This is a genomic window from Achromobacter sp. Marseille-Q4962, assembly GCF_943737005.1.
GTDB lineage: Bacteria > Pseudomonadota > Gammaproteobacteria > Burkholderiales > Burkholderiaceae_B > Achromobacter.
In genome coordinates this window covers 21,261-45,524 of sequence record NZ_CALSFU010000026.1, presented here as the reverse complement: position 1 = coordinate 45,524, position 24,264 = coordinate 21,261, and the positions used below count along the sequence as shown (strand labels likewise).

Annotated in this window: 26 protein-coding genes; 15 read left to right on the top strand and 11 right to left on the bottom strand. The window is 70.9% G+C overall.

Annotated features, from left to right (window positions below):
* Positions 1-84: 84 nt before the first annotated feature.
* A complete protein-coding gene (locus tag NGJ44_RS19655; RefSeq protein WP_053246348.1) occupies positions 85-519 on the top strand; it encodes a carboxypeptidase-like regulatory domain-containing protein in 435 nt (144 codons plus the stop codon).
* Positions 520-550: 31 nt separating this feature from the next.
* Here the strand turns inward: NGJ44_RS19655 and NGJ44_RS19650 are convergent, their stop codons facing one another.
* Complete coding sequence (locus NGJ44_RS19650) at positions 551-925, bottom strand: MAPEG family protein (RefSeq protein WP_251865298.1); 375 nt, start codon at positions 923-925, stop codon at positions 551-553.
* Between the two features lie 114 nt (positions 926-1,039).
* Between NGJ44_RS19650 and NGJ44_RS19645 the strand changes: the two genes are divergently transcribed.
* Complete coding sequence (locus NGJ44_RS19645) at positions 1,040-1,945, top strand: CPBP family intramembrane glutamic endopeptidase (protein ID WP_502802155.1); 906 nt, start codon at positions 1,040-1,042, stop codon at positions 1,943-1,945.
* A 6-nt stretch (positions 1,946-1,951) separates the two neighbouring features.
* Here NGJ44_RS19645 and NGJ44_RS19640 read toward each other — a convergent pair whose 3' ends face one another.
* The 4 genes from NGJ44_RS19640 to arfB all read right to left on the bottom strand — a co-directional run bounded on the left by NGJ44_RS19640 (position 1,952) and on the right by arfB (position 5,197).
* Entirely contained in the window at positions 1,952-3,007 is a 1,056-nt protein-coding gene (locus NGJ44_RS19640) for an alkene reductase (protein WP_251865294.1), read from the bottom strand.
* Between the two features lie 37 nt (positions 3,008-3,044).
* Complete coding sequence (locus NGJ44_RS19635) at positions 3,045-3,386, bottom strand: ArsR/SmtB family transcription factor (protein WP_053246824.1); 342 nt, start codon at positions 3,384-3,386, stop codon at positions 3,045-3,047.
* A 703-nt stretch (positions 3,387-4,089) separates the two neighbouring features.
* Entirely contained in the window at positions 4,090-4,788 is a 699-nt protein-coding gene (locus tag NGJ44_RS19630; RefSeq protein WP_251865292.1) for a DUF2238 domain-containing protein, read from the bottom strand.
* The gene (arfB, locus tag NGJ44_RS19625) at positions 4,781-5,197 is read right to left on the bottom strand and encodes an alternative ribosome rescue aminoacyl-tRNA hydrolase ArfB (RefSeq protein WP_251865290.1); all 417 of its coding nucleotides are present in this window, start codon (positions 5,195-5,197) and stop codon (positions 4,781-4,783) included. Before arfB ends, NGJ44_RS19630 begins: the two co-directional genes overlap by 8 nt.
* Positions 5,198-5,299: 102 nt before the next feature.
* On the opposite strand from arfB, the gene queE reads away from it, so the two are divergent.
* From queE to NGJ44_RS19590, 7 genes are all read left to right on the top strand, one after another.
* Entirely contained in the window at positions 5,300-5,932 is a 633-nt protein-coding gene (gene queE / locus NGJ44_RS19620) for a 7-carboxy-7-deazaguanine synthase (protein ID WP_251865288.1), read from the top strand.
* Positions 5,933-5,960: 28 nt separating this feature from the next.
* A complete protein-coding gene (gene queD, locus NGJ44_RS19615; protein WP_053246813.1) occupies positions 5,961-6,404 on the top strand; it encodes a 6-carboxytetrahydropterin synthase QueD in 444 nt (147 codons plus the stop codon).
* Between the two features lie 139 nt (positions 6,405-6,543).
* The gene (locus NGJ44_RS19610) at positions 6,544-7,017 is read left to right on the top strand and encodes a MarR family winged helix-turn-helix transcriptional regulator (protein WP_053246814.1); all 474 of its coding nucleotides are present in this window, start codon (positions 6,544-6,546) and stop codon (positions 7,015-7,017) included.
* Positions 7,014-9,065: an FUSC family protein gene (locus NGJ44_RS19605; RefSeq protein ID WP_251865286.1), complete on the top strand. Its 2,052-nt coding sequence runs from the start codon at positions 7,014-7,016 to the stop codon at positions 9,063-9,065. Before NGJ44_RS19610 ends, NGJ44_RS19605 begins: the two co-directional genes overlap by 4 nt.
* Positions 9,062-9,274, top strand: a complete 213-nt coding sequence (locus NGJ44_RS19600; protein ID WP_053246741.1) for a DUF1656 domain-containing protein — start codon at positions 9,062-9,064, stop codon at positions 9,272-9,274. Before NGJ44_RS19605 ends, NGJ44_RS19600 begins: the two co-directional genes overlap by 4 nt.
* 5 nt (positions 9,275-9,279) lie before the next feature.
* Positions 9,280-10,191: an efflux RND transporter periplasmic adaptor subunit gene (locus tag NGJ44_RS19595; RefSeq protein ID WP_251865284.1), complete on the top strand. Its 912-nt coding sequence runs from the start codon at positions 9,280-9,282 to the stop codon at positions 10,189-10,191.
* A 62-nt stretch (positions 10,192-10,253) separates the two neighbouring features.
* Positions 10,254-11,747, top strand: coding sequence for an efflux transporter outer membrane subunit (locus NGJ44_RS19590; protein WP_251865282.1), 1,494 nt, complete (start codon positions 10,254-10,256; stop codon positions 11,745-11,747).
* A gap of 25 nt (positions 11,748-11,772) precedes the next feature.
* On the opposite strand, the gene ypfH is transcribed toward NGJ44_RS19590, so the two are convergent.
* Entirely contained in the window at positions 11,773-12,486 is a 714-nt protein-coding gene (ypfH, locus tag NGJ44_RS19585; protein WP_251865280.1) for an esterase, read from the bottom strand.
* A 187-nt stretch (positions 12,487-12,673) separates the two neighbouring features.
* Here ypfH and imuA point away from each other — a divergent pair, with 187 nt between their 5' ends.
* From imuA to NGJ44_RS19565, 4 genes are all read left to right on the top strand, one after another.
* Entirely contained in the window at positions 12,674-13,378 is a 705-nt protein-coding gene (gene imuA / locus NGJ44_RS19580) for a translesion DNA synthesis-associated protein ImuA (RefSeq protein ID WP_251865278.1), read from the top strand.
* Positions 13,308-14,777 carry a Y-family DNA polymerase gene (locus NGJ44_RS19575; protein WP_251865276.1) on the top strand — a complete coding sequence of 490 codons (1,470 nt, stop codon included), beginning with the start codon at positions 13,308-13,310 and terminating at the stop codon, positions 14,775-14,777. Before imuA ends, NGJ44_RS19575 begins: the two co-directional genes overlap by 71 nt.
* Positions 14,778-14,790: 13 nt before the next feature.
* Complete coding sequence (locus NGJ44_RS19570) at positions 14,791-18,000, top strand: error-prone DNA polymerase (protein WP_251865274.1); 3,210 nt, start codon at positions 14,791-14,793, stop codon at positions 17,998-18,000.
* An 83-nt stretch (positions 18,001-18,083) separates the two neighbouring features.
* Positions 18,084-18,485 (top strand): I78 family peptidase inhibitor, encoded by a 402-nt coding sequence (locus tag NGJ44_RS19565; RefSeq protein WP_251865272.1) that lies wholly within the window; start codon positions 18,084-18,086, stop codon positions 18,483-18,485.
* A 33-nt stretch (positions 18,486-18,518) separates the two neighbouring features.
* Here NGJ44_RS19565 and NGJ44_RS19560 read toward each other — a convergent pair whose 3' ends face one another.
* The 3 genes from NGJ44_RS19560 to NGJ44_RS19550 are packed head-to-tail and all read right to left on the bottom strand — an operon-like array spanning position 18,519 to position 20,381.
* Entirely contained in the window at positions 18,519-19,340 is an 822-nt protein-coding gene (locus NGJ44_RS19560) for a ParB N-terminal domain-containing protein (RefSeq protein WP_251865270.1), read from the bottom strand.
* Positions 19,341-19,351: 11 nt separating this feature from the next.
* The gene (locus NGJ44_RS19555) at positions 19,352-19,966 is read right to left on the bottom strand and encodes an LON peptidase substrate-binding domain-containing protein (RefSeq protein ID WP_251865268.1); all 615 of its coding nucleotides are present in this window, start codon (positions 19,964-19,966) and stop codon (positions 19,352-19,354) included.
* A 7-nt stretch (positions 19,967-19,973) separates the two neighbouring features.
* Positions 19,974-20,381, bottom strand: a complete 408-nt coding sequence (locus NGJ44_RS19550) for a carboxymuconolactone decarboxylase family protein (RefSeq protein WP_251865266.1) — start codon at positions 20,379-20,381, stop codon at positions 19,974-19,976.
* 258 nt (positions 20,382-20,639) lie between these two features.
* Here NGJ44_RS19550 and NGJ44_RS19545 point away from each other — a divergent pair, with 258 nt between their 5' ends.
* Positions 20,640-21,074, top strand: a complete 435-nt coding sequence (locus tag NGJ44_RS19545; RefSeq protein ID WP_251865264.1) for a VOC family protein — start codon at positions 20,640-20,642, stop codon at positions 21,072-21,074.
* 25 nt (positions 21,075-21,099) lie between these two features.
* Here the strand turns inward: NGJ44_RS19545 and NGJ44_RS23210 are convergent, their stop codons facing one another.
* Both NGJ44_RS23210 and NGJ44_RS19535 read right to left on the bottom strand, forming a co-directional pair.
* Positions 21,100-21,375 (bottom strand): leucine zipper domain-containing protein, encoded by a 276-nt coding sequence (locus NGJ44_RS23210; RefSeq protein WP_502802154.1) that lies wholly within the window; start codon positions 21,373-21,375, stop codon positions 21,100-21,102.
* A gap of 178 nt (positions 21,376-21,553) precedes the next feature.
* A complete protein-coding gene (locus NGJ44_RS19535; protein ID WP_251865262.1) occupies positions 21,554-22,405 on the bottom strand; it encodes an IclR family transcriptional regulator in 852 nt (283 codons plus the stop codon).
* 178 nt (positions 22,406-22,583) lie between these two features.
* Between NGJ44_RS19535 and NGJ44_RS19530 the strand changes: the two genes are divergently transcribed.
* Entirely contained in the window at positions 22,584-24,224 is a 1,641-nt protein-coding gene (locus NGJ44_RS19530; protein WP_251865260.1) for a GMC family oxidoreductase, read from the top strand.
* Positions 24,225-24,264: the final 40 nt, after the last annotated feature.

Below are 24,264 nucleotides of genomic sequence, written 5' to 3'. Positions count from 1 at the left end.
GCCGGCGGCGCAGTCGAAATCCTGTCTCTTCATCCGCAAGACGGCGCGGCTTCCCGAGGCCGCGCCATACCAAGGAGAAACCGCATGAACAAACGAATCGAACGCAGCGCCATGGCGGCCGCCATGGCCGTGGGCACCATCGCGCTGGCCGGTTGGCTCGGCGCCGCGCAAGCGGCGCTGCCTCCCCTCAAGACCCAGGGCTCGGTGCAGTACGTGAGCGGCGGCATCGGCCTGGACGAATCCGAATCGTTCAAGGCCGCGGCCAAGGACTATCCGCTGGCGCTCACTTTCGCGGCCCGGATCGACGGCAATGCCGACTATGTCGCCAACGTGTCGGTGTCCATCAAGAACACCCACGGCCAGCCGGTGCTGGACGCCACCGCCGAAGGCCCCTACATGCTGGTGAAGCTGCCCGAGGGCCGCTACAAGATCACGGCCACCTACGAGGGCAAGGCCCAGGAGCGCGAGGTGTCGGTCGCCAAATCGGGCACCGCCCGCGCCGTGTTCGAATGGCGCTGATGCGCACCGCGCCGGCGCGCGGCCTCCCGCCCTACGCGCCGGCGAACAGGATCGCGATCACGAAACCCACGCTCGCCGCCCAGGCGAGCGACCGCAGGCCCCCCCACCCCGCCAGGTACAGCGCCAGATAGCCCAGGCGCACGCCCAGCCAGCACGCCATCAGCGTGGCCACGTGCGCCGCCGGCGCCTGGGTATACAGGGCGAACAGCACCGCGCCGAAGAAGAAAGGCAGGGCTTCGAACGTATTGGCCTGCGCCGCGTCGGCGCGAGCGCGCCATCCTTCCTGCCGCGCCAGCCACGGACGCGGATCGTTGTTGTCGAACCCTTTGCCGCCCGCCTTGGCCAGGATAGCCGCCACCCAGGGCAGCGCCGCGGCCGCCAGCATCAACCACGCAATTGTCTTCATCTTCCCTCCCAGGGCTTGTCGACCGCGGTTCCGGCAGGGCCTGCCGGAACCGCCCGGGCATTATCGCCCGCCGGCAGCGCTTACACTCTTGCGCTTCGCTTCCGCGATCCGCGCATGCCGTCCATGCCTGCTCCGCTGCCCGGTTTTGTCTATCCGCTTTTCTGCGCCGCCGCCCTGCTCTGGGCGCCGCGGCTGCGCGCGCTGTGCCTGGCGGCGCTGGCGGCCGCCTGGGCGCTGGCCTGGCGCGAGGGCTACCTGGACCCGCGGGCCCTGGCCGGGCCGGCCAGCCTGGCGGCCTGCGCCCTGCTGGTGCGGCCCGGCATGCCGGCCGCCTGCCGCGCGGCCGGCCACGCCTTGTTCGTGGCGCTGGCCGCGCTGCTTTTCCTGCACCGGCTGCCCGGTTTCCACAATTTCCTGGCAATGCCGCGCGCCGCGCTCACGCCCGATGCGCTGCCCTACGCCATGTATGTCAACCTGGACAAGCCGCTGGCGGCGTTCTGGGTGGTGCTGGCCATGCGGCCGCGCCTGGCCGCCGGGACGGCCGCCACGCTGGGCGCCGGCCTCGCGGGCGCGGCCGCCGCCATCGCCGTCTGCCTGGGCGCGGCGCTGGCGATGGAGATGGTGGCCTGGGCGCCGAAATGGCCGGACGGCGCCTGGCTGTGGCTGGCGAACAATGCGCTGCTGACGGCGCTTGCCGAGGAAGCCCTGTTCCGGGGCTACGTGCAGCAGCGCCTGACCCAGCGCTGGGCCGGCCGCGCCTGGGGCGGCCGGGCGGCGGTGGCGGTTTCCGCCGTTTTGTTCGGGCTGGCCCATATTGGGCTGGCCCATATTGGGCTGGCCCATACTGGGCTGGCCCATGCGGCGGGCGGCTGGGCGTGGGTGCCGCTGGCCACGCTGGCGGGCCTGGCCTACGGCGCGGCCTACCGCCGCGGCGGGCTGGCGGCGGCCGTGCTGGCGCACGCGGGGCTGAATCTGGCGCACTTCGCGCTCTACACCTACCCCGCCCTCGCGGGCGCCTGACCGGCGTCAGTCCGGCAGCGCCGGATAATCGGTGTAGCCGTGCGGGCCGGGCGTGTAGAAGGTGGAGGCGTCGGCCTCGTTGAGTTCGGCCTTCAGCGCGAAACGGCGCGCCAGGTCGGGGTTGGCAATGTACGGCACCCCGAAGGCCACGGCGTCGGCGCGGCCCGCGGCGATGGCCGCTTCGGCCGACTCGCGCGTAAAGCCCTCGTTGGCGATGTAGACGCCGCCGAAGGCCGCCTTGAGGTCGGGGCCCAGGCTGTCGGCCGCTTCGTATTCGCGCACGCAGAGAAAAGCGATGCCGCGCCGGCCCAGCTCGCGGGCCACGTAGCCGAAGGTGGCCGCGGGATTCGAGTCCCGCATGGAATGCACGCCGCCGCGCGGCGACAGGTGCACGCCCACCCGGCCCGCGCCCCAGACCGCGATGCAGGCGTCGGCGACTTCCAGCAGCAGCCGGGCGCGGTTCTCCACCGGGCCGCCGTAGTCGTCGGTGCGCAGGTTGCTGCCATCCTGCAGGAACTGATCCAGCAGATAGCCGTTGGCGCCATGCACTTCCACCCCGTCGAAACCGGCTTCCATCGCCATCTGGGCCGCATGGCGATAGGCCTGGACGATGCCCGGGATCTCCGCGGCGTCGAGCGCGCGCGGCGTGACATAGGCACGCTTGGGGCGCAGGTGGCTGACGCAGCCCTCGGCGGCCACGGCGCTGGGCGCCACGGGCAGCTCGCCATCGAGCAGCTCGGGGTCGGAAATCCGGCCCACGTGCCAGAGCTGGGCCAGAATGCGCCCGCCGGCTTCGTGCACCCCGGCAGTCACCTGCCGCCAGCCGCGCACCTGCTCGGGCGACCACAGGCCGGGCGTGTCGGCGTAGCCCACGCCGCGCGGCATGACCGCCGTGGCTTCGCTCAGGATCATGCCGGCGCCGGCGCGCTGGCGGTAGTACTCGGCCATGAGGGCGTCGGGCACGCGGCCGGGGCCGGCGTGCATGCGGGTCAGGGGCGCCATGACGATGCGGTTGGGCAGGACGAGATCGCCCACGCTCAGGGGTTCGAACAAAAGGCTCATGCCATATCCTTTGCGCCCGCGGCCGGGCGCCTGCTTGCTATAGGTCGTGGTTCAACTGCCGCAGGAACGCGGCGATGACGGGTTCATTGCGCCGATAGAAAATCCACTGCCCGTTGCGGGTCGCCAAGATCAGGCCGGCGCGCTGCAGAATGGCCAGGTGCGACGACACGGTGGACTGCGACAGGCCGCAGCGCGCATCGATGTGCCCCGCGCACACGCCGTGCTCGAAGCTGTGGCCGGGACGCTCCTCGAAATAGTCGCGAGGCGTTTTCAGCCAGGCCAGGATCTCGCGGCGCACCGGGTTGGCCAGCGCCTTGTGGATGGCGTCGGCGTCCAGCGGCGGCGCGTCGGCGGCGGAAGAATCGGGTTCGGTTTCCATATCGGTATTTCGCAATTTATCGAATCATATATCGTTAAAGAGCGATATATGTGTATGCCCCTGCGCCTGCCAGGGCTATGCCGGAACTGGCCCGAATCCATGGCGTCGGGATCAGTCTCTGCCGCGGTTCGTTGTGCTGGTGCTTAACTTGTCGGGGCGGGCGAGTCACCTCGGCCGGTCCCACATGAACCGGATGGCGCACTCACTCCTGCGCCCGGATCCGCTCGGGTGCCCTTGGAGGGACAATGGCTTGCCCGAGATGCCTGCCGCGGACGCCATTGCGTTTGCGAAACGCTACGTGAAGGCCTACATCGATAACGAGGAGGCCGGTGATTCTCGGTCAGACCCGTCCTTCGAATGGGCGGGCGTGTATTCTGCCGACGATGTGAAGCGACAGGTCGCGGCCCGGCTCAGGGAAGGCACCGGTTACTACAGATGGCCATTTGCCCGGCTTCTCCTTCTCGAATACGAAGAGGCGCAACTACAGCACGTATCTGCCCTACCTGTTCGGGGACAAAGCCGATGCAGTCTGCGCGGGCGAGGCAAGCAATGGCCGGCGGGTTGACGGCCGCGCCTTCAATTCGCTCGTGGATGCTTTGCTCGCCTAGAATGGCTCGCGGAATCCGCCCGCGCACGCGCGGGCAGGCCAATCAGTAATTCGTTGCGCGCCGACACCTCGTCGCACCGGGGTTTGCTGACAGCATTAATGCTTCCTCGCCACCGGGCGGCGCCCCGGTTTCAGGCTGTCGGCCCAGTCGCGCGCCAGGTCGCGCCGCGCCTTGCGGTTGACCAGGGCCGTGAGCACCATGGCGATCACGGCGCCGGCGGCCGCCAGCGCCATGTCTTTCTGCGCGTCCCAGATGTCGCCCTGGGTGCCGAGATAGGCCGCGCCCAGGTCGCCGCCGAACACGGCGGCGGCGCCCCATTCGATGAGCTCGTACAGCGCGGAGGTGGAAAGCGTCACGTCCATGGGCAGGAAATAGCCCCAGAAGCCCCGCACCTCGACCACGCGCAGAAAGATCTCGCGGATGGGATAGGCCAGCAGCAGCCCATAGCAGAAATGCACCACCCGGTCGAAGTTGTTGCGCTCCCAGCCCAGGGCGGCGTTCAGGCTGCGTCCCGTGAGCGCGCGCCACCAGTCGTCGTACGGCACCAGCGAATAGGTGTAGTGCGCGCCGATGGCGTGCAGGCACAGGTACAGGAAAATCAGCGTGTACGACACGCGCGAGAACACGAACCAGCGGCGCGTGGCGAAAAGCGCTGCGCCAAAGGCCAGCACCAGCGCGTTTTCCAGCGCCCAGTCGGCGCGGTCGTGAGGATGGATGGCGAGCGCGGCCCAGATCAGCGCGAAGAGCGCGGCCAGCGTGCCCAGGTAGCGGCGCCGCCGCGCGCCGTCACTCATCGCGCACCGCGCCGCGCAGGCGCTTGATCTGGCCGTGCACCGCCTTGCGCTGCACGCGGCGGCGCTGCGAGGCGCGGGTGGGCCGGGTGGGCCGGCGCGGCTTTTCCACGCGCGCGGCCGCGCGCACCATGGCGGCCAGCCGCTCGATGGCCTCGGCGCGGTTCTTCTCCTGGCTGCGGAAAGCCTGGGCCTTGATGACGATGACGCCGTCTTTCGACACGCGGTGGTCGGACAGCGCGCAGAGGGCCTCGCGGATGTGCTCCGGCAGCGACGAGGCGCGCACGTCGAAACGCAGGTGCACGGCGCTCGAAACCTTGTTGACGTTCTGCCCGCCGGCGCCCTGGGCGCGGATCATGGTGAAGACCAGCTCGCGCTCATCGAGATAGAGGGAATCCTGTATGTGCAGCATGGAAGGCAAGTCTACGCGAAGCCGAGGCGCGGCTGGGCGGCCGGACGGTAAAATAATGTGCTTTGCCGATTCCGGGGCGTTTTCCGGCCGCCTCTTTTTCTCATGACCTATTCCGCCAAAGAAATCTTCAAGACCCTGCAGGGCGAAGGCGCCCAGGCGGGTCGCGCGGCGGTGTTCTGCCGGTTCGCGGGCTGTAATCTCTGGACCGGCCGCGAGAGCGACCGCGGCCGCGCCGCCTGCACGTTCTGCGACACGGACTTCGTCGGCACCGACGGCGAAGGCGGCGGCAAGTTCGCCACCGCCGAGCTGCTGGCCGACGCCATCGCGGCGGCCTGGGGCCCGGGCGCCGAAGACCGCTATGTGGTGTTCACCGGCGGCGAGCCGCTGCTCCAACTGGACGCCCCCCTGCTCGCGGCCGTGCACGCCCGCGGCTTCACCGTGGCCATCGAAACCAACGGCACCCTGCCCGCGCCGGCCGGCATCGACTGGATCTGCGTCAGCCCCAAGGGCACGGCGCCGGTGGTGCTCGAGCGCGGCGACGAGCTCAAGCTCGTCTATCCCCAGGCCGACGCCCTGCCCGAAACCTATGCGCACCTCGACTTCGCGCATTTCTTCCTGCAGCCCATGGACGGCCCGCAGCGCGCGGCCAATACCGAAAAGGCAGTCCAGTACTGCCTGCAACATCCCAAGTGGCGGCTCAGCCTGCAAACCCACAAATATATAGGCATTCCATGATTCACCCCCACGCCTGGCGGAGCGCCGCATGATCTCCGTTACCCGCCGGCTCGAATTCGATGCCGGACACCGCATTCCCGACCACCGCAGCCAGTGCCGCAATCTGCACGGCCACCGCTACGTGCTGGAAATCACCCTGACCGGCGACGTGGTGCAGGCGCCCGGCGAATCCGACAACGGCATGCTGATGGATTTCTCCGAAATCAAGCGCATCGCCAAGACCCACATCGTGGACGTCTGGGACCACGCCTTCCTGGTCTACGAAGGCGACACCGCCGTGCGCGCCTTCCTGGACACCCTGCCCGGCCACAAGACCGTGGTGCTGGACCGTATTCCCACCGCCGAGAACCTGGCCGCCATCGTGTTCGAGACGCTGGCGCCGCACTACCACGGCCATTACGGCGCCGAGCTGCGCCTGTCGCGCGTGCGCCTGTACGAAACCCCCAACTGCTGGGCCGACTGCGCCGGCTGAGCCGTGTCCCGCCGGGGCATGCGCCCCGGCTTTCCATTCCTGGAAAAACCGCCCCCTATTTTTCCGATTGAAAGAATCAATGGAGATAGTCGTCATTTTCAATTATTAGTAAGCTAATAAATAGGATACAATCTAATCCATGAAAACGCTCTCCGACTCCCAGCTCATGGCCACCACCGCCAATCTCATGGTGATTGCCCGCGCCTACCGCGGCGCTGCCGACAAGGCGCTGGCGGACTATGGCCTGTCGCAAGCCACCGCCTGGCCCGTCATTCTCACCGGCCGGCTCGGCGATGGCGTGCGCCAGGGCGCGCTGGCCGAGGCGCTGGGCGTGGAAGGCCCGTCGCTGGTGCGCGTGCTGGACCAGCTCGTCGCGGCCGGCCTCATGGAGCGCCGCGAAGACCCGCACGACCGCCGCGCCCGCACGCTGCATCTCACCGAAGCCGGCCACGCCCTGCGCAAGCAGGTCGAGGACGTGCTGGTGGAGCTGCGCCGGCGCCTGTTCGCGGGCGTGGCCGAGGCGGACCTGGAAGCCTGCCTGCGGGTGTTCGAGTCCCTGAAGGCCGCGCTGGGCCGCAGCGGCGCGGGCGCCCAGGAGGATCCCCGGCCATGAGGCTGCCCAATGTCCGCGAAGTGGTTTTTTCGCTCAAGAGCTACGCCGGGGCCGTCATGGCGCTGTACCTCTCGTACTGCATCGGATTGCCCCGCCCGTTCTGGGCCATGACCACCGCGTATGTCGTGTCGCAGCCCTGGTCGGGCGCGGTGCGCTCCAAGGCGGCCTACCGGCTGGTGGGCACCTTCTTCGGCTCGGCCGCCACGGTCTACCTGGTGCCGCGCCTGTCGCACTCGCCGGTGCTCATGACGGCGGCGATGGTGCTGTGGGTGGGCCTGTGCCTGTACCTCTCTGTGCTCGACCGCACGCCGCGCTCCTATCTCTTCATGCTCGCCGGCTACACGGCGGCCATGATCGGCTTTCCCAGCGTCACCGACCCGCTGCTGGTGTTCGACACCGCGCTGGCGCGCGTGGAGGAAATCACCCTGGGCATCGTCTGCGCCACCCTGGTCCACAGCGTGGTGCTGCCGCGCGACCTGGCGCCCGCGCTCACGCTGCGGCTGGACGCCGCCGCGCGCGACGCGCGGCAATGGATACACGATACGCTGCGCGGCCTCAACGCCGAGCAGCGCGACCGCGACCGCCGCGTGCTGGCCAACGACCTCACGCAATTGCGGCTGCTGTCCACGCACCTGCCGTTCGACACCAGCAACCTGCGCTGGACGGCCAGCTCGGTGCGCGCCATGCAGGACAAGATCGCCGCGCTCACGCCCGTGGTTTCGGCGGTGGAAGACCGCATGCGCGCGCTGCAGGCCGACGGCGCCGCGCTGCCCGAACCCGTGTCCGCGCTGCTTGCGGAAATCTCGGAATGGATCAATGAGGGCCCCAGGGCCCGGCACGAAACCGCGGTGCGGCTGCGCGCCGCCGTGTCGCGCCTGACGCCCTCCATCGACAGCCGGTCGGGCTGGCGCGATGCGCTCCTGGCCAGCCTGATGGCGCGCCTGCGCGAGCTGGTCGACACCTACGACGAATGCCTGGCGCTGCGCCGCGAGATCCGCGCCGGGCTGGCCGGCGCGCCGGCGCGCACGCCGCACCCGGCCAGCGCGCCGCGCAACGTGCTGCACCGCGATCACGGCATGGCGCTGCTGTCGGCCCTGGCCGCCGGCGTGGCCATCAGCGTGTGCTGCGCGTTCTGGATCGGCACGGCCTGGAGCAACGGCGCCACGGCCGCGCTCATGGCGGCCATCTTCAGCTGCTTCTTCGCCTCGCAGGACAATCCCGTGCCGGGCATCATGCAGTTCCTGACCTATACGGTCTATTCGATTCCGCTGTCGGCGCTGTACCTGCTGGGCATCATGCCGGCCATCCACTCGTTCGAGATGCTGGCGCTGTCGATGCTGCCCGCGGCCTTCGTGCTGGGCATTTTCATCGCCCGCCCCGAAACGGCCGGCAAGGCCATGGCCATGCTGTTCGGCTTCCTGGGCACGATGGCGCTGCACGACACCAACACGGCCGATGTCGTGTCTTTCATCGACACGCAGACCGCGCAGATCATCGGCGTGGGCACGGCCGCGGTCATCGCGGCCATCTTCCGCACCGTCAGCGCCGACTGGAGCGCGCGCCGCATCCAGGCCGCCAACTGGAAAGAGCTGGCCTCGCTGGCCGCCTCCGCCCGCGCCCCCGCGCGCCACACGTATGCGTCGCGCATGCTGGACCGCATCGGCCTGCTGCAGCCCCGGCTGGCGCTGGCCAAGCGTCCGGACGACCTGCTGGCCGCCGATGCGCTGAAAGACCTGCGCGTGGGCCGCGACATCACCGAACTGCAGCGCGCCCGCCGCCACCTGGCAGTGGCCGATGCCGCCATCGCGCCCGTGCTCAGCGCTCTGGCGCAGTTCTTCCGCGCCCGCTCGACCTGGCGCGGCGGCGAGAAGCCCGAGAATCTCCTGGCGCAGATAGACCGCGCGCTGTCCAGCGTCTCGGCCGCGCAGGCCGGCGGCGCGGCGCGCGACCGCGCGGTGGTGGCCCTGGTGGGTATCCGCCGCGCCTTCTATCCCGACGCGCCGGGCTATCAACCCGCCCATCCCGCCATGGAGGGCAAGACAACATGATCGGCGAATTCAATCTTTACGGCATTTATTTCCCCTGGCTGCTGGTGCTGGGCGTGATCACCCTGGGCGTGTCCTGGGTAGTGAGGCGCGCCATGGCCCGCGCCGGACTGTACCGCCTGGTGTGGCACCCCGCCCTGTTCGATCTGGCGCTTTATTTGGTGCTGCTCTACGGCATGACGCTTATTTCCCCTTACGTTTTCCAGAGATAGCAGGTATGAAATTCCCCAACGCCCTTCGCCCTGCCGCCATCGGCAAGTTTGCGGTGACGGCTGCCATTGTCGCCGCCGCCGTCTACGCCGGCTGGCAGCTCTGGGTGCACTATGAAGTCGAGCCCTGGACGCGCGACGGCCGCGTCAAGGCCTATGTGGTGCAGGTCGCCCCCGACGTCTCGGGCCTGGTGACCTCCGTGCCCGTTCACGACAACCAGGATGTGAAAGCCGGCGACGTGCTGTTCGAGATCGACCGCGCGCGCTTCCAGCTCGCGTACGACCAGGCCCAGGCCGCCGTGCGCTCGCAGCAGGTGGCGCGCGAGCAGGCGGTGCGCGATGCCCGCCGCAACCGCGAACTGGGCAAGCTGGTGGCCGCCGAGGCCCTGGAACAGAGCCAGACCCGCCTGCAGCAGACCGAGGCCGCGCTGGCCCAGGCCGAAGTGCAGCTCAACATCGCCCGCCTGAACCTGGAACGCAGCCGCGTGGTCGCGGCCACCGACGGGCGCGTCACCAACCTGGACCTGCGCGCCGGCTCCTACGCCACCGCCGGCCACGGCGTGATGGCGCTGGTGGATTCGCATTCGTTCTACGTGGAAGGCTACTTCGAGGAAACCAAGCTGCCCGGCATCCGCGAAGGCGATCCGGTCACCGTGACCCTGATGGGCGACTCGCGCGAAATCCGCGGCCACGTGGAAAGCATCGCCATGGGCATCGCCGACCGCGACCGCAGCACCGGCGCGAACCTGCTGCCCAACGTGAACCCCACTTTCAACTGGGTGCGCCTGGCCCAGCGCATTCCCGTGCGCGTGAAGATCGACGAAGTGCCCGAAGGCGTGCGCCTGGTCGCCGGCCAGACCGCCACCGTCTCCGTCGACCGCCCCGCCGCCGGCCAGAAGGCCAGCCAACCGCAAACCTGACCCGCCGAGGACCGACCGCCCCGAGAGCCACAGACATCGTCCCTTTCCCAGCCGTAACCGCCATGAACACCGAAGATTTGCTGCCCACCTCCGCCCACACGAAAAACCGGACACGCCGCCGGTGCGCCGTGCTTGCCGCCCTGGCGCTCGCGCTCGCCGGCTGCACCGCCGTGGGCCCCGACTACCACGTGCCCTCCGGCTCGGTGGCGCAGCGGCAAAGCGCGCAGGTCCCGTTCGCGGAAGCCCGGTCCGGCCCCTACCGCCAGGAACCGCTGCCCGCGCACTGGTGGCGGCTCTACCAGGATCCGGTGCTCGACGGACTCGTGCAAAAGGCCCTGGAAATCAACACCGACCTGCGCGTGGCCCAGGCCAACCTGGAGCGCGCGCAGGCGGCGGTGCGCGAGGCGCAGGCCCAGCAGCGGCCCGGCATCGGCGTGAACGCCACGCCGACCTACGGCCACTCGTCGGGCCTGCAGCAGCTGCAGCCAGGCGTCGATCCCCCCAACCACTGGTCATACTCGGGCGGCGTTTCGGTGTCGTACCAGCTTGACCTCTTCGGCCAGATCCGCCGCGCCATCGAGGCCGCCAGCGGCGACGAGCAGGCGGCCCAGGCCGCCTATGACGCCGCCCGCGTCACGGTGGCCGCCGAAACCGCGCGCGCCTACGCCGACATGTGCGCGGCCGGCATGCAGCTTGCCTCGGCCCGGCATTCGGTGGAAGTGCAGAAGGCGTCGCTGGACGCCGTCCAGCGCCTGCAGCAGGCCGGACGCGGCACCGTCCTGGACGTGACGCGCGCCCGCAGCCAGCTCGAACAGCTCCAGGCCAACCTGCCGCCCTTCCAGGCTCGCCAGCGCACCGCGCTCTACACGCTGGCCGCGCTCACCGGCCAGACGCCGGCCGAGATTCCGGTTTCGCTCATGCAATGCGCCGCCGCGCCGCGCCTGGGCCAGCCCATTCCCGTGGGCGACGGCGCCGCGCTGCTGCGCCGTCGGCCCGACATCCGCCAGGCCGAACGCAGCCTGGCGGCCGCCACCGCGCGCATCGGCGTCGCCACAGCCGACCTCTACCCCAAGATCAGCCTGGGCCTGTCCGCGGCCTCGGGCGGACCGGCCTCGATGTTCGGAGACCGCGGCACCTTCGGCTGGAGCCTGGGCCCGCTGATCTCCTGGACCGTGCCCAACACCGGGGCGGCGCAGGCCCGCATCGCCCAGGCCGAGGCCAGCACCAAAGCCGCGCTGGCGCAGTTCGACAAGACGGTGCTCAATGCCCTGCGCGAAACCGAAAGCGCGCTCGCGGTCTACGCCCGCCAGCTCGACCGCGAAGCCGCCCTCAAGGCCGCCCGCGACCAGAGCGCCGAGGCGGCAGCCCAGGCGCGCCAGCTCTTCCAGTACGGCAAGACCGACTACCTCACCGTGCTGGACGCCGAGCGCACCCTGGCCAGCAACGAAAGCGCGCTGGCCGCCTCCCGGGCCGAACTCAGCCAGGACCAGATCGCGCTCTTCCTGGCGCTGGGCGGGGGGTGGGAAGACCAGCCGGCTTCCGCGGCCGCGCGCTGAACGCCGGGCCCGGGCCGCGCCGGCCTCAGTGCAGGGTGGAGCCCTCGGGCGGCGTCTGGTTCAGGCCCAGCGCGGCTTCCCAACTGCGCAGGGGCACGCAGGTCTGCAGGCGCACGATGGCGCGCTGGATGAGGGCGGGATGCAGCTCGTGGCCCACTTGGGTGGCCACGTCGATGGTGGAGTCGCCGTGCAGTTCGTCCAGCCGCGCCTGGGCGGCCTGGATGCCGGCCACCGGCATGACCGGGTCGGCCGCGCCGTGCAGCAGGTGCAGGGTGGTGTATTGCGGCGCCATGCGCGGCAATCGGGCGTAGCGGCCGGAAAAGGCGATCACGCGGCCGGCCAGGCCGTCGTGGGCCTGGACCATTTCCAGCGCCATGATGGCGCCTTGCGAGAACCCCGCCAGGGCCGTGTCCGATTGCAGCAGGCCGAAGCGCGCCTGCGCCTCGCGCACATAGGCCACCAGCGCGGGCATGGCCTGGGCCACGCGCTCGGGCCGGTTTTCCTCGGTAATGCCGCGCACGGAGAACCACTGGCGTCCTGCGCCGCCGCCGTCGTAAGGCTGGAAACCCGCCGGGACGAGCACGGCGGCCGAGGGGAACGCCGCGCGCACCGCGTGCGCCAGCGGCTCCATGTCGGCGGGCGAGCCGCCCACGCCGTGCAGCAGGATGAAAAGCTGGCGCACGTCCACGCCGGTCTCGGGAAGGATTTCGATCGAATTGATGGGGCTGGAAGAGGCCATGAGCGGCTCCCGCGCGGCATGGCGCGCAAGTGGCGCGCAAACGGCGCGCCGGGACCCGGTCATTGTAGAACGCGCGGTAGAACGCGCCGCCCGCCCGGCCCGGCTCGATGCCCGCGGCAAAATACTGTATATTTATACAGTCATTATTGAATTTGCCGAACCGGACCCGCGCCAGGTCCGCAACCCCATGCCTGTCCCCGAACACATTCATCCCGCCGTATGGCGGGCCAGCCAGCTCGCCCGGGGCGCGGCCCGCACGCTGCCCACCGGGCATGCGGCGCTCTCGGCCGAGCTGCCCGACGGCGGCTGGCCGCTGGGTTCGCTGATTGAAGTGCTGACGCCGCACCCCGGCTCGGGGGAAATCCGCCTGCTGCGGCCGGCGCTGGCCCAGCTCGAAACCCGCCGTCCCATCGCCCTGGTGCAGCCGCCGCACCCGCCCCATATCGCCAGCTGGATGAGCTGGAAGCTGGACCCGCGCCAGCTGCTCTGGGTCGCACCCGAGAAACCCGCCGACGCCCTCTGGGCCACCGAGCAGATCCTCAAGAACGGCAGTTGCGGCGCGGTGCTGTGCTGGCTGCCCCAGGTCCGCCCCGAATCGCTGCGGCGCCTGCACCTGGCCGCCCAGGCCGGCGACCTGTTCTTCGTGGCCCTGCGCCCGGCCGGCGCGGCCCGCTCGGCCACGCCGGCCGGACTGCGGCTGGCGCTGGAGCCCGCGCCGGGCGGCGTATGGGCGCACCTGCTCAAGCGGCGCGGCCCGCCTTGCGAAAACCCCGTCTACGTGGCGCTGGAGCCCGGCGCCGCCGTTTCCCCGCCCACCCGCCATGCGCCTCTGGATCGCCGTCTTCCTGCGCTGTCTGCCGCTGGACGCGCTGCGCCCGCACTGGCCGCGTGACCCGCGGCCTTTCGCGGTCCTGGAGCACGAGCGCGTGGCCGCGCTCACGCCCGGCGCGCGCCGCGCCGGCGTGCGGCCGGGCATGCGCCGCGCCGGCGCGGCCGCCATCGCGCCCCAGGTGGAACTGCTGGCGCGTGCGCCCCTGGCCGAAGCCGAGGCGCGGCAGGGCGCGGCCCTGGCCCTGCTGCAATACACGCCCGACGTGGCGCCGGGGCCGGACGAGGCCAGCATCCTGCTGAACGTGAGCGCCAGCCTGATGTGCTTCGGCGGGCCGCGCGCCCTGCACCGCCGCGTGGCCGCCACCCTGGCGGCCCTGGACCTGCGCGCCAGCCTGGGCATGGCGCCCACCGCCACGGGGGCCTGGCTGCTGGCCCGCGCGCCCGTCCGGCATCCCCGCCGCACGCTCACCCTGGCCAGCCTGGCGCGGCGCCTGGACGCCCTGCCCCTGGGCCTGTTGCCGCAGGCCCGGGCGCGGCAGGACTGGCTGCAGGCCATCGGCTGCGGCACGCTGGCCGACCTGCGCGCGCTGCCGCGCGCCGGGCTGCAGCGGCGCAGCGCGCCCGAGCTGCTGCAGGCGCTGGACGCGGCCTATGGCGACGCGGCCGAGGCGCACCGCTGGATCGAAGCCCCCCCGGCGTTCTCGCGCCGCGTCGAGCTCATGGATTATGTGGAGCACACGCACGCGGCGCTGGCGGTGGCCGGCCGCCTGGCCGAACAACTGAGCGGCTGGCTGAGCGCCCGCCGGCTGGCGGTGCGCCGCGTGACGGTGAGGCTGGAACACGAGCGCGGCCGGCGCGCCTGTCCTCCCACCTCGATCGAACTGGCCCTGGCGCAGCCGGTCTGGCAGGCCGCGCAGATCCTGCACCTGCTGCAAGAACGGCTGGGCCGCGTCACGCTGCAGGCGCCCGTGATCGCGCTGGCGCTGGACGCTCCCGACACCGTGGCGCAACCCGAGGCCAGCGCCTGCCTGTTTCCCGAGCCGGGCGGCGCCGCCGCCGACCAGGCCCGCCTGCTGGACCTGCTGGCCGCGCGGCTCGGGCGCGAGCGCGTGCGCCGCGCCCGGCCCGTGGCCGATCACCGGCCCGAGATCGCCAATGCCTGGGCCGAGGCGCAGGCGCCCGCGGCCAGCCCGCCTTCCTTGCCCGGGCCGCTGGACCGCCCCTTCTGGCTGCTGGAAACGCCCCAGCCGCTGACGCTCGCGGGTCACCGCCCGCAGTACCGCGGCCAGCCGCTGCGGCTGATGCGCGGCCCCGAGCGGCTGGAAAGCGGCTGGTGGGACGCCGCCCTCACGGTGCGCGATTATTTCGTGGCCGAGGACGGGGCCGGCGCGCGCTACTGGATCTACCGCGAGCGCGACGCGGCGCGGGCGCGCTGGTTCCTGCACGGGCTGTATGCCTGACGCAAGCCCTCCCATGCGCGATACGCCCGGCCCCTCCGCCCTGGCCCTGCCCGGCTACGCCGAGTTGCATTGCCGCAGCAATTTCTCTTTTCTGCAAGGCGCCTCGCATCCCGACGAGCTGGTCGCGCGCGCGGCCGGGCTGGGCTATTCCGCCCTCGCCATCACCGACGAGTGTTCGCTCGCCGGCGTGGTGCGCGCGCACATGGAAGCGCGCCGGCACGCGCTGCAGCTCATTGTCGGCGCCTCGTTCATGCTGCGCGAAAGCGAAGACGCGGCCCCGCTCGCGCTGACGCTGCTGGCGCAGACGCGCGAAGGCTATGGAAACCTGTCCGAACTCATTACCCTGGCCCGCACCCGCGCGCCCAAGGGCGAGTACCGTCTCGCGCCCGGCGAACTGCTGCGCCCGCCCAAAGGCAGCGAACACCTGCGCGGCGTGCCCGAGTGCCTGGCCATCCTGGCGCCCGCCTATGGCGCGGACCCCGACCGCATGGCCGAGCAGGCGCGCTGGCTGGCGCGCGTCTTTCCGCAGCGCGCCTGGGTCGGCCTGACCCTGCAGCACCGCTCGCGCGACGACCAGCATCGCGCCGCCGTGGAACAGGCCGCGCGCGCCGCCCGGCTGCCGGTCGTGGCGCTGGGCCAGGCGCAAATGCACCTGCGTTCGCGCAAGCCCCTGCACGACACGCTCGCCGCCATCCGCACGCGCCGGCCCGTTTCCGAATGCGGCTACGGCCTCGACGCCAATGCCGAAGCGCACCTGCGCAGCCGCATGCGCCTGGCCAGCCTGTACCCGCCCGAGGCGCTGGCGCAGACCCTGGTTGTGGCGCGCCGCTGCGCCTTCTCGCTGGACGAGCTGCGCTACGAGTATCCCGACGAGATCGTGCCGCGCGGCCATACGCCGGCCAGCTACCTGCGCCAGGAAACCTACGCCGGCGCGGCGCGGCGGTTTCCCGATGGCGTGCCGGCCGGGGTGCGCGCGCAACTGGAAAAGGAACTGGGCCTGATCGCCGAACTGCGCTACGAAGCCTATTTCCTCACGGTGTACGACATCGTGCGCTATGCGCGCGGCGAGGGCATTCTGTGCCAGGGCCGCGGCTCGGCGGCCAATTCCGCCGTCTGCTACTGCCTGGGCATCACCGAGGTCGATCCCGTGCGCGGCCACAACCTGTTCGAGCGTTTCATCAGCAAGGAGCGCAACGAGCCGCCCGACATCGACGTGGACTTCGAGCACCAGCGGCGCGAAGACGTCATCCAGTACATCTACCGCAAATATGGCCGCGACCGCGCCGCGCTGACCGCCGTGGTCATCAGCTACCGCCCGCGCAGCGTACTGCGCGACACGGGCCGCGCCCTGGGCGTGGACCCCGGCGTCATCGACGCCGTGGCCCGCGCCCACCAGTGGTGGGACGGCCGCGAAGAAATGCTGCGCACCCTGGGCGCCTGCGGCCTGGATCCCGAGTCGCGCGTGGCGCGGCAATGGGCCGCGCTGGCGCAGACCCTCATGGGTTTTCCGCGCCACCTGTCGCAGCATCCGGGCGGCTTCGTGATTTCGCGCGGCAAGCTCTCGCGCCTGGTTCCCATCGAAAACGCCGCCATGGACGGGCGCAGCGTGGTCCAGTGGGACAAGGACGACCTGGACGCGCTCAGGCTGCTCAAGGTCGACGTGCTGGCGCTGGGCATGCTGTCGGCGCTGCGGCGCACGCTGGAGCTGGCCGGCCAGCGGCGGGGCAGCCCGCTGGCCATGTCCGACATCCCCGAAGGAGACGAGGCCACCTACGACATGATCTGCGACGCCGACACCATCGGCGTGTTCCAGATCGAATCGCGCGCCCAGATGAGCATGCTGCCGCGCCTGCGGCCGCGCCGATACTACGACCTGGTCGTGCAGGTGGCCATCGTGCGGCCCGGCCCCATCCAGGGCGGCATGGTCCACCCCTACCTGCGCCGCCGCCAGGGCCGCGAAAAAGAAACCTACCCCAGCGAAGCGGTGCGCGGCGTGCTCGCGCGCACCATGGGCGTGCCCATCTTCCAGGAGCAGGTCATGCAGATCGCCATGGTGGCGGCCGGTTTCACCGCTGACGAGGCCGACGCGCTGCGCCGCTCCATGGCCGCCTGGCGGCGCAAGGGCGGCGTGGACAAGTTCCACGCCAAGCTGGTAAATGGCCTGCTCAGCAAGGGATACACCGAGGAATTCGCCGAGGCGCTGTTCCGCCAGGTGCAGGGCTTCGGCGAATACGGCTTTCCGGAAAGCCATGCGGCCAGCTTCGCCCTGCTGGCGTACTTCAGCTCCTGGCTCAAGCGGCATGAGCCCGAAGCCTTCCTGGCCGCGCTGCTCAATTCCCAGCCCATGGGGTTCTATGCGCCCTCCCAGCTGGTGCAGGACGCCCGGCGGCATGGCGTGCGCGTGCTGCCGGCCGACGTGGTGCGCAGCGGCTGGGATTCCACCCTGGAAAGCCTGGCGGAAGAGCCGCCCGGAGACCCCGCGGCGCACCGTCACGCGCCGTCTCCCCGCGGCCGGCCCGCCGTGCGGCTGGGACTCTCCCTGGTCCAGGGCATGCGCGAGGAAGCGGCCCGCCGCATCGAGGCCGCGCGCCGCGAATCGCCCTTTTCCGGCACGGCCGACCTGGCGCGCCGCGCCGGCCTCTCGCGCCACGACCTGAACGCCCTGGCGGCCGCCGGCGCCCTGCGCGAACTGGCCGGCCACCGCCGGCGGGCCAGTTGGGAAGCCGCCGCCAGCGTGCCCAGCCGCGACCTGCTGCGGCAGGCGGACATCGTCGAGACAAGTGCGCCCCGACTCGCGCCGCCCACCGAAAGCCAGGACCTGGCCGCCGACTACCGCAGCCTGGGCCTGACCCTGGGACGGCATCCGCTGGCGCTGCTGCGCGGAGAGCTGGCCGCGCGCAACTTCCAGCCCGCCTCGGTGCTGAACCGGTATCCCGACCGCCGCCCGGCGCGCGCCTGCGGCCTGGTCACCGTGCGCCAGCGGCCCCAGACCGCCAAGGGCGTCATCTTCGTCACCCTGGAGGACGAAACCGGGCCGGTCAACGTTGTGGTGCGCCCCGAACTCATCGAGCGCCAGCGCCGCGAGCTGCTGGGCGCCTTCCTGCTGGGCGTCTATGGCACCTGGCAGAACGTGGACGGCGTGCGCCATCTCGTGGCGCAGCGCCTGGTGGACCTGTCCGCCCTGCTGGGCGGCCTGGACACCGCCAGCCGCGATTTCCACTAGCGCCCGCATCGGCCGACGCCGCCCAGCAACGCCCCAGGCTGGTCTATCATGGCCATTTGTCGCGTCGTTGCAAGGAGTACCCCATGATACGCAAGCTGATCCCCGTCCTGCTGGCCGCCGCCCTGACCGCCTGCGCCCATACCGGCGCCCCGCGTTCGTCCGGCACGCCGTCCGACTCCGGTTCGCCTTCCAGCGCATCCTCCTCCGGGTCGGACTCCACCTACGGCGGCGGCTATGGCTCAGGCGGCTACGGCAGCGGCATGCCCGGCTATGGCGGCGGCAAGACCTGCGACGCCTCCGCCCTGCAATCCATGATCGGCCAGAAAGCCACCCCCTCGGTCATGGAAGACCTGCGCACCCGCAGCGGCAGCGCCACCGCCCGCATGCTGCGCCCCGGCCAGGTCGTCACCATGGAATACAACGACACCCGCCTGAACCTCATCGTGGACGACAAGGACGTCATGACGGCCATCCGCTGCGGCTGAGGCCGCGCGCCCTTCGCACCCGCCCCGGCCGGCTCAATCGCCTCCGGCCGCATTGCGCGCCTCGGCCAGGGCGACCGTCAGGTGCATGACTTTCTTCTTGAGCTGGTCGCGCTCTTCGGTCAGGCGGGCCAGCAGCTCGCGCAGGCGCGCCACCTCGGCGGGCAGGTCGTCGATATCCTCGATGGGCGGCATGGGCGCGGCCTCGCGCGGCGGCGGGGCCTTGGCCTGGCGCGCTTCCCGCGCGGCTTCGCGCAGTTCCTTGCGCCCCCCGGCCGCGGCGGCGGCCTGGCGCTCGGGCGGCAGGGTGGCGACGGCCGCGGCGGCGTTGATGGATATCTCGCCCCGCCGCACGGCACGCACCAGTTCCGGCGCGGCCGCTTTCTGGATTTTCTCGATCTGACCCAGCGTATTGCTGCTCAGGCGCGCCGCGCGCGCCAGGGCCTGGCGCGACGGCACCGGCGGCGCGGGCATGACCGGGGGCTCGGGCTGGCCTTCCTGCCAGGGCGGGTCGTCGGGCGCGCCGGCCTTGCCCCGCGCTTCCAGAATTTCCTTCTTGCGCAGCGCCAGCACCCCGCGCTGGAAATCCGACACGCTGCGCCGGCCCAGATGGTTTTCGATCATCCAGAGATGCACGTCGTCCATGGACTTGAAGCGCGTGTTCTGGATGGTGTGAAAAGCGATGCCGTGCTTGCGGCAGATCTCGTAGCGGTTGTGGCCGTCGACCAGCAGGTCGCCCCACAGCACCAGCGCGTCGCGGCAGCCTTCTTCGAGCAGGCTGCGCTCCAGCGCGGCGTATTCGTCTTCGGTCAGCGGATCGATATAGGCGCGCAGGCCTTCGTCTATGCGGATTTCCATATTCTCTGCGTTCAGGGCGCCAGGCCGCGGGCCTGCAGCACGCCCTGCGCCACCGCCAGCCTCGCCACCGGGTCTTCCATGGCGAGCAGCCGCGCCTTTTCCGCCGGCGGCAGGGGCAGCAGCTCGCACCAGCGGTCGGCCACCCAGCCGGCGTCGTCCAGCCGGTAAGGCGGCGCCAGGGGCATGGCCTCGGCGGGCACGCCGTCGCGCTGCCATTGCGCCACCAGCCGGCCCAGCGCGTCGGCGGCGGGCTGCAGCGCGGGCGGCACCGCCGTTGGCGGGTCGTCGGGAATCGGCTCGGCCTCGCCCATCCAAAGCCCGTATTTTGCCAGTTGGGGAGAATGCAGCCGGAAGCGCCCCTGGCCCGAACAGCGCAGCTCCAGCAGCGCCGGCATGGGCGCGTCCCAGGCGTCGATGCGCGCCATGGTGCCCACGTCCGCCAGCGTTTCGCGCTCCTCGGGCCGGCGCACCTCGCTGCCGGCCAGCAGCGCCACCACGCCGAAACCGCTGCCCTCGGCAAGGGCGCGCCGCACCATGTCGAGGTAGCGCACCTCGAAAACGCGCAGCCGCAGCACGCCGGCGGGAAACAGCGCATGCGACAGGGGAAACAGCGGTATCAGGGCCATGGCGCGGCTATTCCGCCAGAAAGGCCGCGTCCACCGGCACCTGCATGGCGGTGGCCAGCGCGTTGGTCTGCGATGCCAAACCGATGACGGCCAGCAGCTCGGCGTGCTGGCCCGGCGTCATGCCCTTGGCGCGCGCGGCGGCGGTATGCGAATGCACGCAATAGGAACAGCCGTTGGCCGTGGACACCGCGACGTAGGTCATCTCCCGCACCAGCGGCGGCAGCTCGCCCTCGGCGGTCATGACCTGCTTGAGCTGGCCCCATACGCGCCGCAGTTGCGGCGGATCGTTGGCGAGCGCGCGCCAGAAATTGTTGACGAAATCGGACTTGCGCGTCGCGCGGATGTCTTCGAACACCTCCCACGCCTCGGGCGATTGCCGCGCCTCTTCGTCTGTCAGCAGCTTCACGGTGGCCATGCGGTTCCTCCAGAAAATCGATGGCCGGCCCCGTTTCCGCGCAAGCCGCCCGATCTGCGTAGCTTAGCGCCGTTTTCTGCGCCGTTTCGCGCAGGCGCAGGCAAGCCGCCGCCCGCCGCCTGAAAAGAACGCTTACCGGCGCGGCGTCGCTGCGCGGCGCGCCCTGCCCTATCATGGACGCGGTCCGCCCGCTCCCAGGAACGCCCTGCCCCTGACGCCGGCGTCCGTGGCGGCCGTTCCCACTTCCGGAGCCCCCGCATGCCCGAGCTTTCCGCCTACCTCAGTTTCGACGGCGACTGCGCCGACGCCATGCGCTTCTACGAGCGCGTGCTGGGCGGCCGCCTGGAATTGCTGATGCGCTATGGCGACGCGCCCGCCGACGCCGTCCTGCCCGACCTCGGGCCCGGCGAGGCGGAGCGCGTGATGCACGCGCGGCTGGTGCTGGACGAGCAGGTGCTGCTGGCGGCCGACGCCACGTCCTCTCATCCCTATGCGGGCAAGCAGGGCGTGGCGCTGGCCCTCGCATACCCCACCGTATCGGACGCGCACCGCGTCTTCGACCAGCTGGCCGAAGGCGGCAGCATCACCCTGCCTCTGCGCCAGACCTTCTGGGCCGAAGCCTTCGGCGCCCTGGTGGACCGCTATGGCACGCGCTGGATCGTCAGCGGCGGCATGAAGAAACCGCTCGCCTGAGGTGTCGAGTTTCAATAGGTTGTTCTCAGCGAGTCGGGAAGCTGGAGGCTTGTAACCGGGAGCGGAATGAGGTCTGCACCTGCACAAACCCCACCCGCCAATGATCGTCAATGGCAACATGGGCGACCTCCCGGGCATCGATCGTGCTGCGGGTACGCACTGGGCGCGAGCTGCAATCGGCCAGGGCGGCCGCGCCATGCAAGGCGAAACGTCTCTGCCATTCGCGCGCCGTGCGCAGACTGATGCCGGCGGCTTGGGCCGCAGCTTTGAGTCCTTGACTGGCAATGCGCTCGACCAGCAATTGGCGATCCCGCAGCGCGGGTCTGGCATTCCATTCTTATGGCTGTTCATCCGGATAGAGTTCTTGGGTGGCTGAAGCGTAGAGAACTCCAGTTTCCCAGACTCTTCCGGGTGAACAACCTATTGAAACATCACACCTGGGACGCGTTGCCCCCAGCCGCGCGCCTGACGCGAGAGGCTCAGACCTGCGCCTCGCCCGGATGGTGCGCGGCCAGCACGTCCTGCAAGGCCCGGGCCGCGCCTTGCAGCACGGGAACAGCGCGCAGCAGGTCGTCGAGCAGGACGCGCGCGGTGGGCGCGTGGCAGGCCACGGCCGCCACCACGCGGTCGGCCGCGTCGCGCACCGGCACGGCCACTGCACTCATGCCGCGCACGAATTCCTCGTTGTCGATGCCGATGCCGCGCGCGGCCAGGCGCTCGAGCTCTTCTTCCAGGCGCGCCGGATCGGTGAGCGTGCGCGGCGTGTTGCGCGTAAGCGGCAGGCGCGCCAGCACGCGGCCGCGCTCGAGCCGGTTCATGGACGCGAGAAAGAGCTTGCCGCTGGCGGTGCAGTGCATGGGCACGTGACTGCCTACCGCGAAGAACAGCCGCAGCGGCTCGGTGGTTTCGACGCGCTCCATGTAGACCACCTGGTCGCCGTCCGGCGCGGTGAGATTGCAGGTTTCGCCGAGTTTGCCCACTAGTTGCGCCAGCACCGCGCGGCAGGCGCGCGTAAACGGCGACGCGCGCAGCGTGGCCAGCGCCAGCGCGGTGGCCTGCGGGCCGGTCACGAATCCGTGCTCGGTGGGCGTGGCGGCCGCGAACCCCGCGCGCTGCATGGCGCCCAGCAGCCGCATGAGCGAGCTCTTGGGCAGGCCCATGCGCTGGGCCAGCTGGGCCAGCGTGGGCGGATGCTGCGCGCGCGCCAGGTGCTCGAGCACGTAGAGCGCCCGCAGGCTGCGGGCTTCCGGGGGGTCGTCGGCCCCGCGTTGCGGACCCGTGGCCGATGCTGCGCTGCGATTTTGAAACCGATCGGGCATGTTCTGTTCCATTTGTCCCCTGGCGCGCGGATAGGGCTTGGCTGCGCGCCGCCTCTTCCTAGAATCGCCATCAAAGCGATGGGCCGCCGGCGCCGCGCCGCGGCCCGAACCAGTATATAAACGCGCTGCGCGGCGGCAAGCAGGGAAAACACGCTTCAGGCACGGCAACTCGCAAAGGAGACTGCGCGCCATGTCGGACACTGTGGATTACATCATCGTGGGCGCCGGCTCGGCCGGCTGCGTCATGGCCAACCGGCTGAGCGCCAGCGGCGCGCATACGGTCTGCCTGCTCGAAGCGGGCCCGCCGGACCGCTATCCCTGGATACACATCCCCATCGGATACGGCAAGACCATGTTCCACAGGGTGGTGAACTGGGGCTACTACACCGACCCCGACCCCAACATGCTGGGCCGGCGCATCTACTGGCCGCGCGGCCGCACGCTGGGCGGCTCCAGCGCCATCAACGGGCTGATATACATCCGCGGCCAGCGCCAGGACTACGACGCCTGGGAGGCCGCCGGCAATCCCGGCTGGAGCTGGGACGACTGCCTGCCGTACTTCCGCAAGCTCGAGTGCAACGACCTCGGCCCGGGGCCCACGCGCGGCACCGGCGGCCCGCTCAACGCCACCTCCATCAAAACGCGCCACCCGCTGGTGGAAGCCCTGATCGAAGCCGCCGGCCGCCTCGGCATACCGCGCGTGGACGATTTCAATACCGGCGAGCAGGAAGGCGTGGGCTACTACCAGCTCACCACGCGCAACGGCCGCCGCTGCTCCACGGCGGTGGCCTACCTGCACCCGGTGCGTTCCCGCGCCAACCTGCGCGTGGAAACCGGCGCGCACGCCATGGCCGTGCTGTTCGAGGGCCGCCGCGCCTGCGGCGTGCGCTATCGCCAGGGCGGCGCGGTGCGCACGCTGCGCGCGCGGCGCGAAGTGGTGCTGTGCGCGGGCGCGCTGCAATCGCCGCAACTGCTCCAGCTATCCGGCGTGGGGCCGGCCGGCCTGCTGCGCCGCCACGGCATCGGCGTGGTGCGCGACCTGCCCGGCGTGGGCGAGAACCTGCAAGACCACCTGCAGATCCGCCTCATCTACGAAACCACCCGTCCCATCACCACCAACGATCAGCTGCGCAGCCTGGCCGGCCGGATCGGCATGGGCCTGCAATGGCTGCTGTTTCGCGGCGGGCCGCTGGCGGTGGGCATCAACCAGGGCGGCCTGTTCTGCAGGGTGGACCCGGCCAGCGCCACCCCCGACACGCAATTCCATTTCGCCACGCTGTCGGCCGACATGGCAGGCGGCGCGGTGCACCCGTTTTCCGGCTGCACCTATTCGGTGTGCCAGCTCAGGCCCGGCTCGCGCGGCTACGTGCGCCTGCGCAGCGCCGATCCGTTCGAGCCGCCGTCGATGCAGCCCAACTACCTGTCCACGGAAGCGGACCGGCGCATGGCGGTCGCGGCGGTGAAGTACGCGCGCCGCGTGGCCGCGACCGAGCCGCTGGCCGGGCTGATGAAGCGCGAATTCCGCCCCGGCCCCGAAGTGCGCACCGACGACGAGATCCTGCATTTCTGCCGCGAATACGGCGCAACGATTTTCCACCCGTCGGGCACCGCGAAAATGGGGCCCGCCAGCGACCCGCTGTCGGTGGTGGACCACCGCCTGCGCGTGCACGGCGTGGCCGGCCTGCGCGTGGTGGACTGCTCCGTCATGCCCACGCTGGTTTCGGGCAACACCAACGTGCCCGTCGTGATGATGGCCGAACGCGCGGCCGAGTTCGTCCTGCAGGACCTGCAGGCGCAGCGCCGCCCCCAGGCGGTCCTGCAGGCGGCATGAACGCCCGCGCCCCGGAGGCGGACGCCGGCGCACGCGGCGC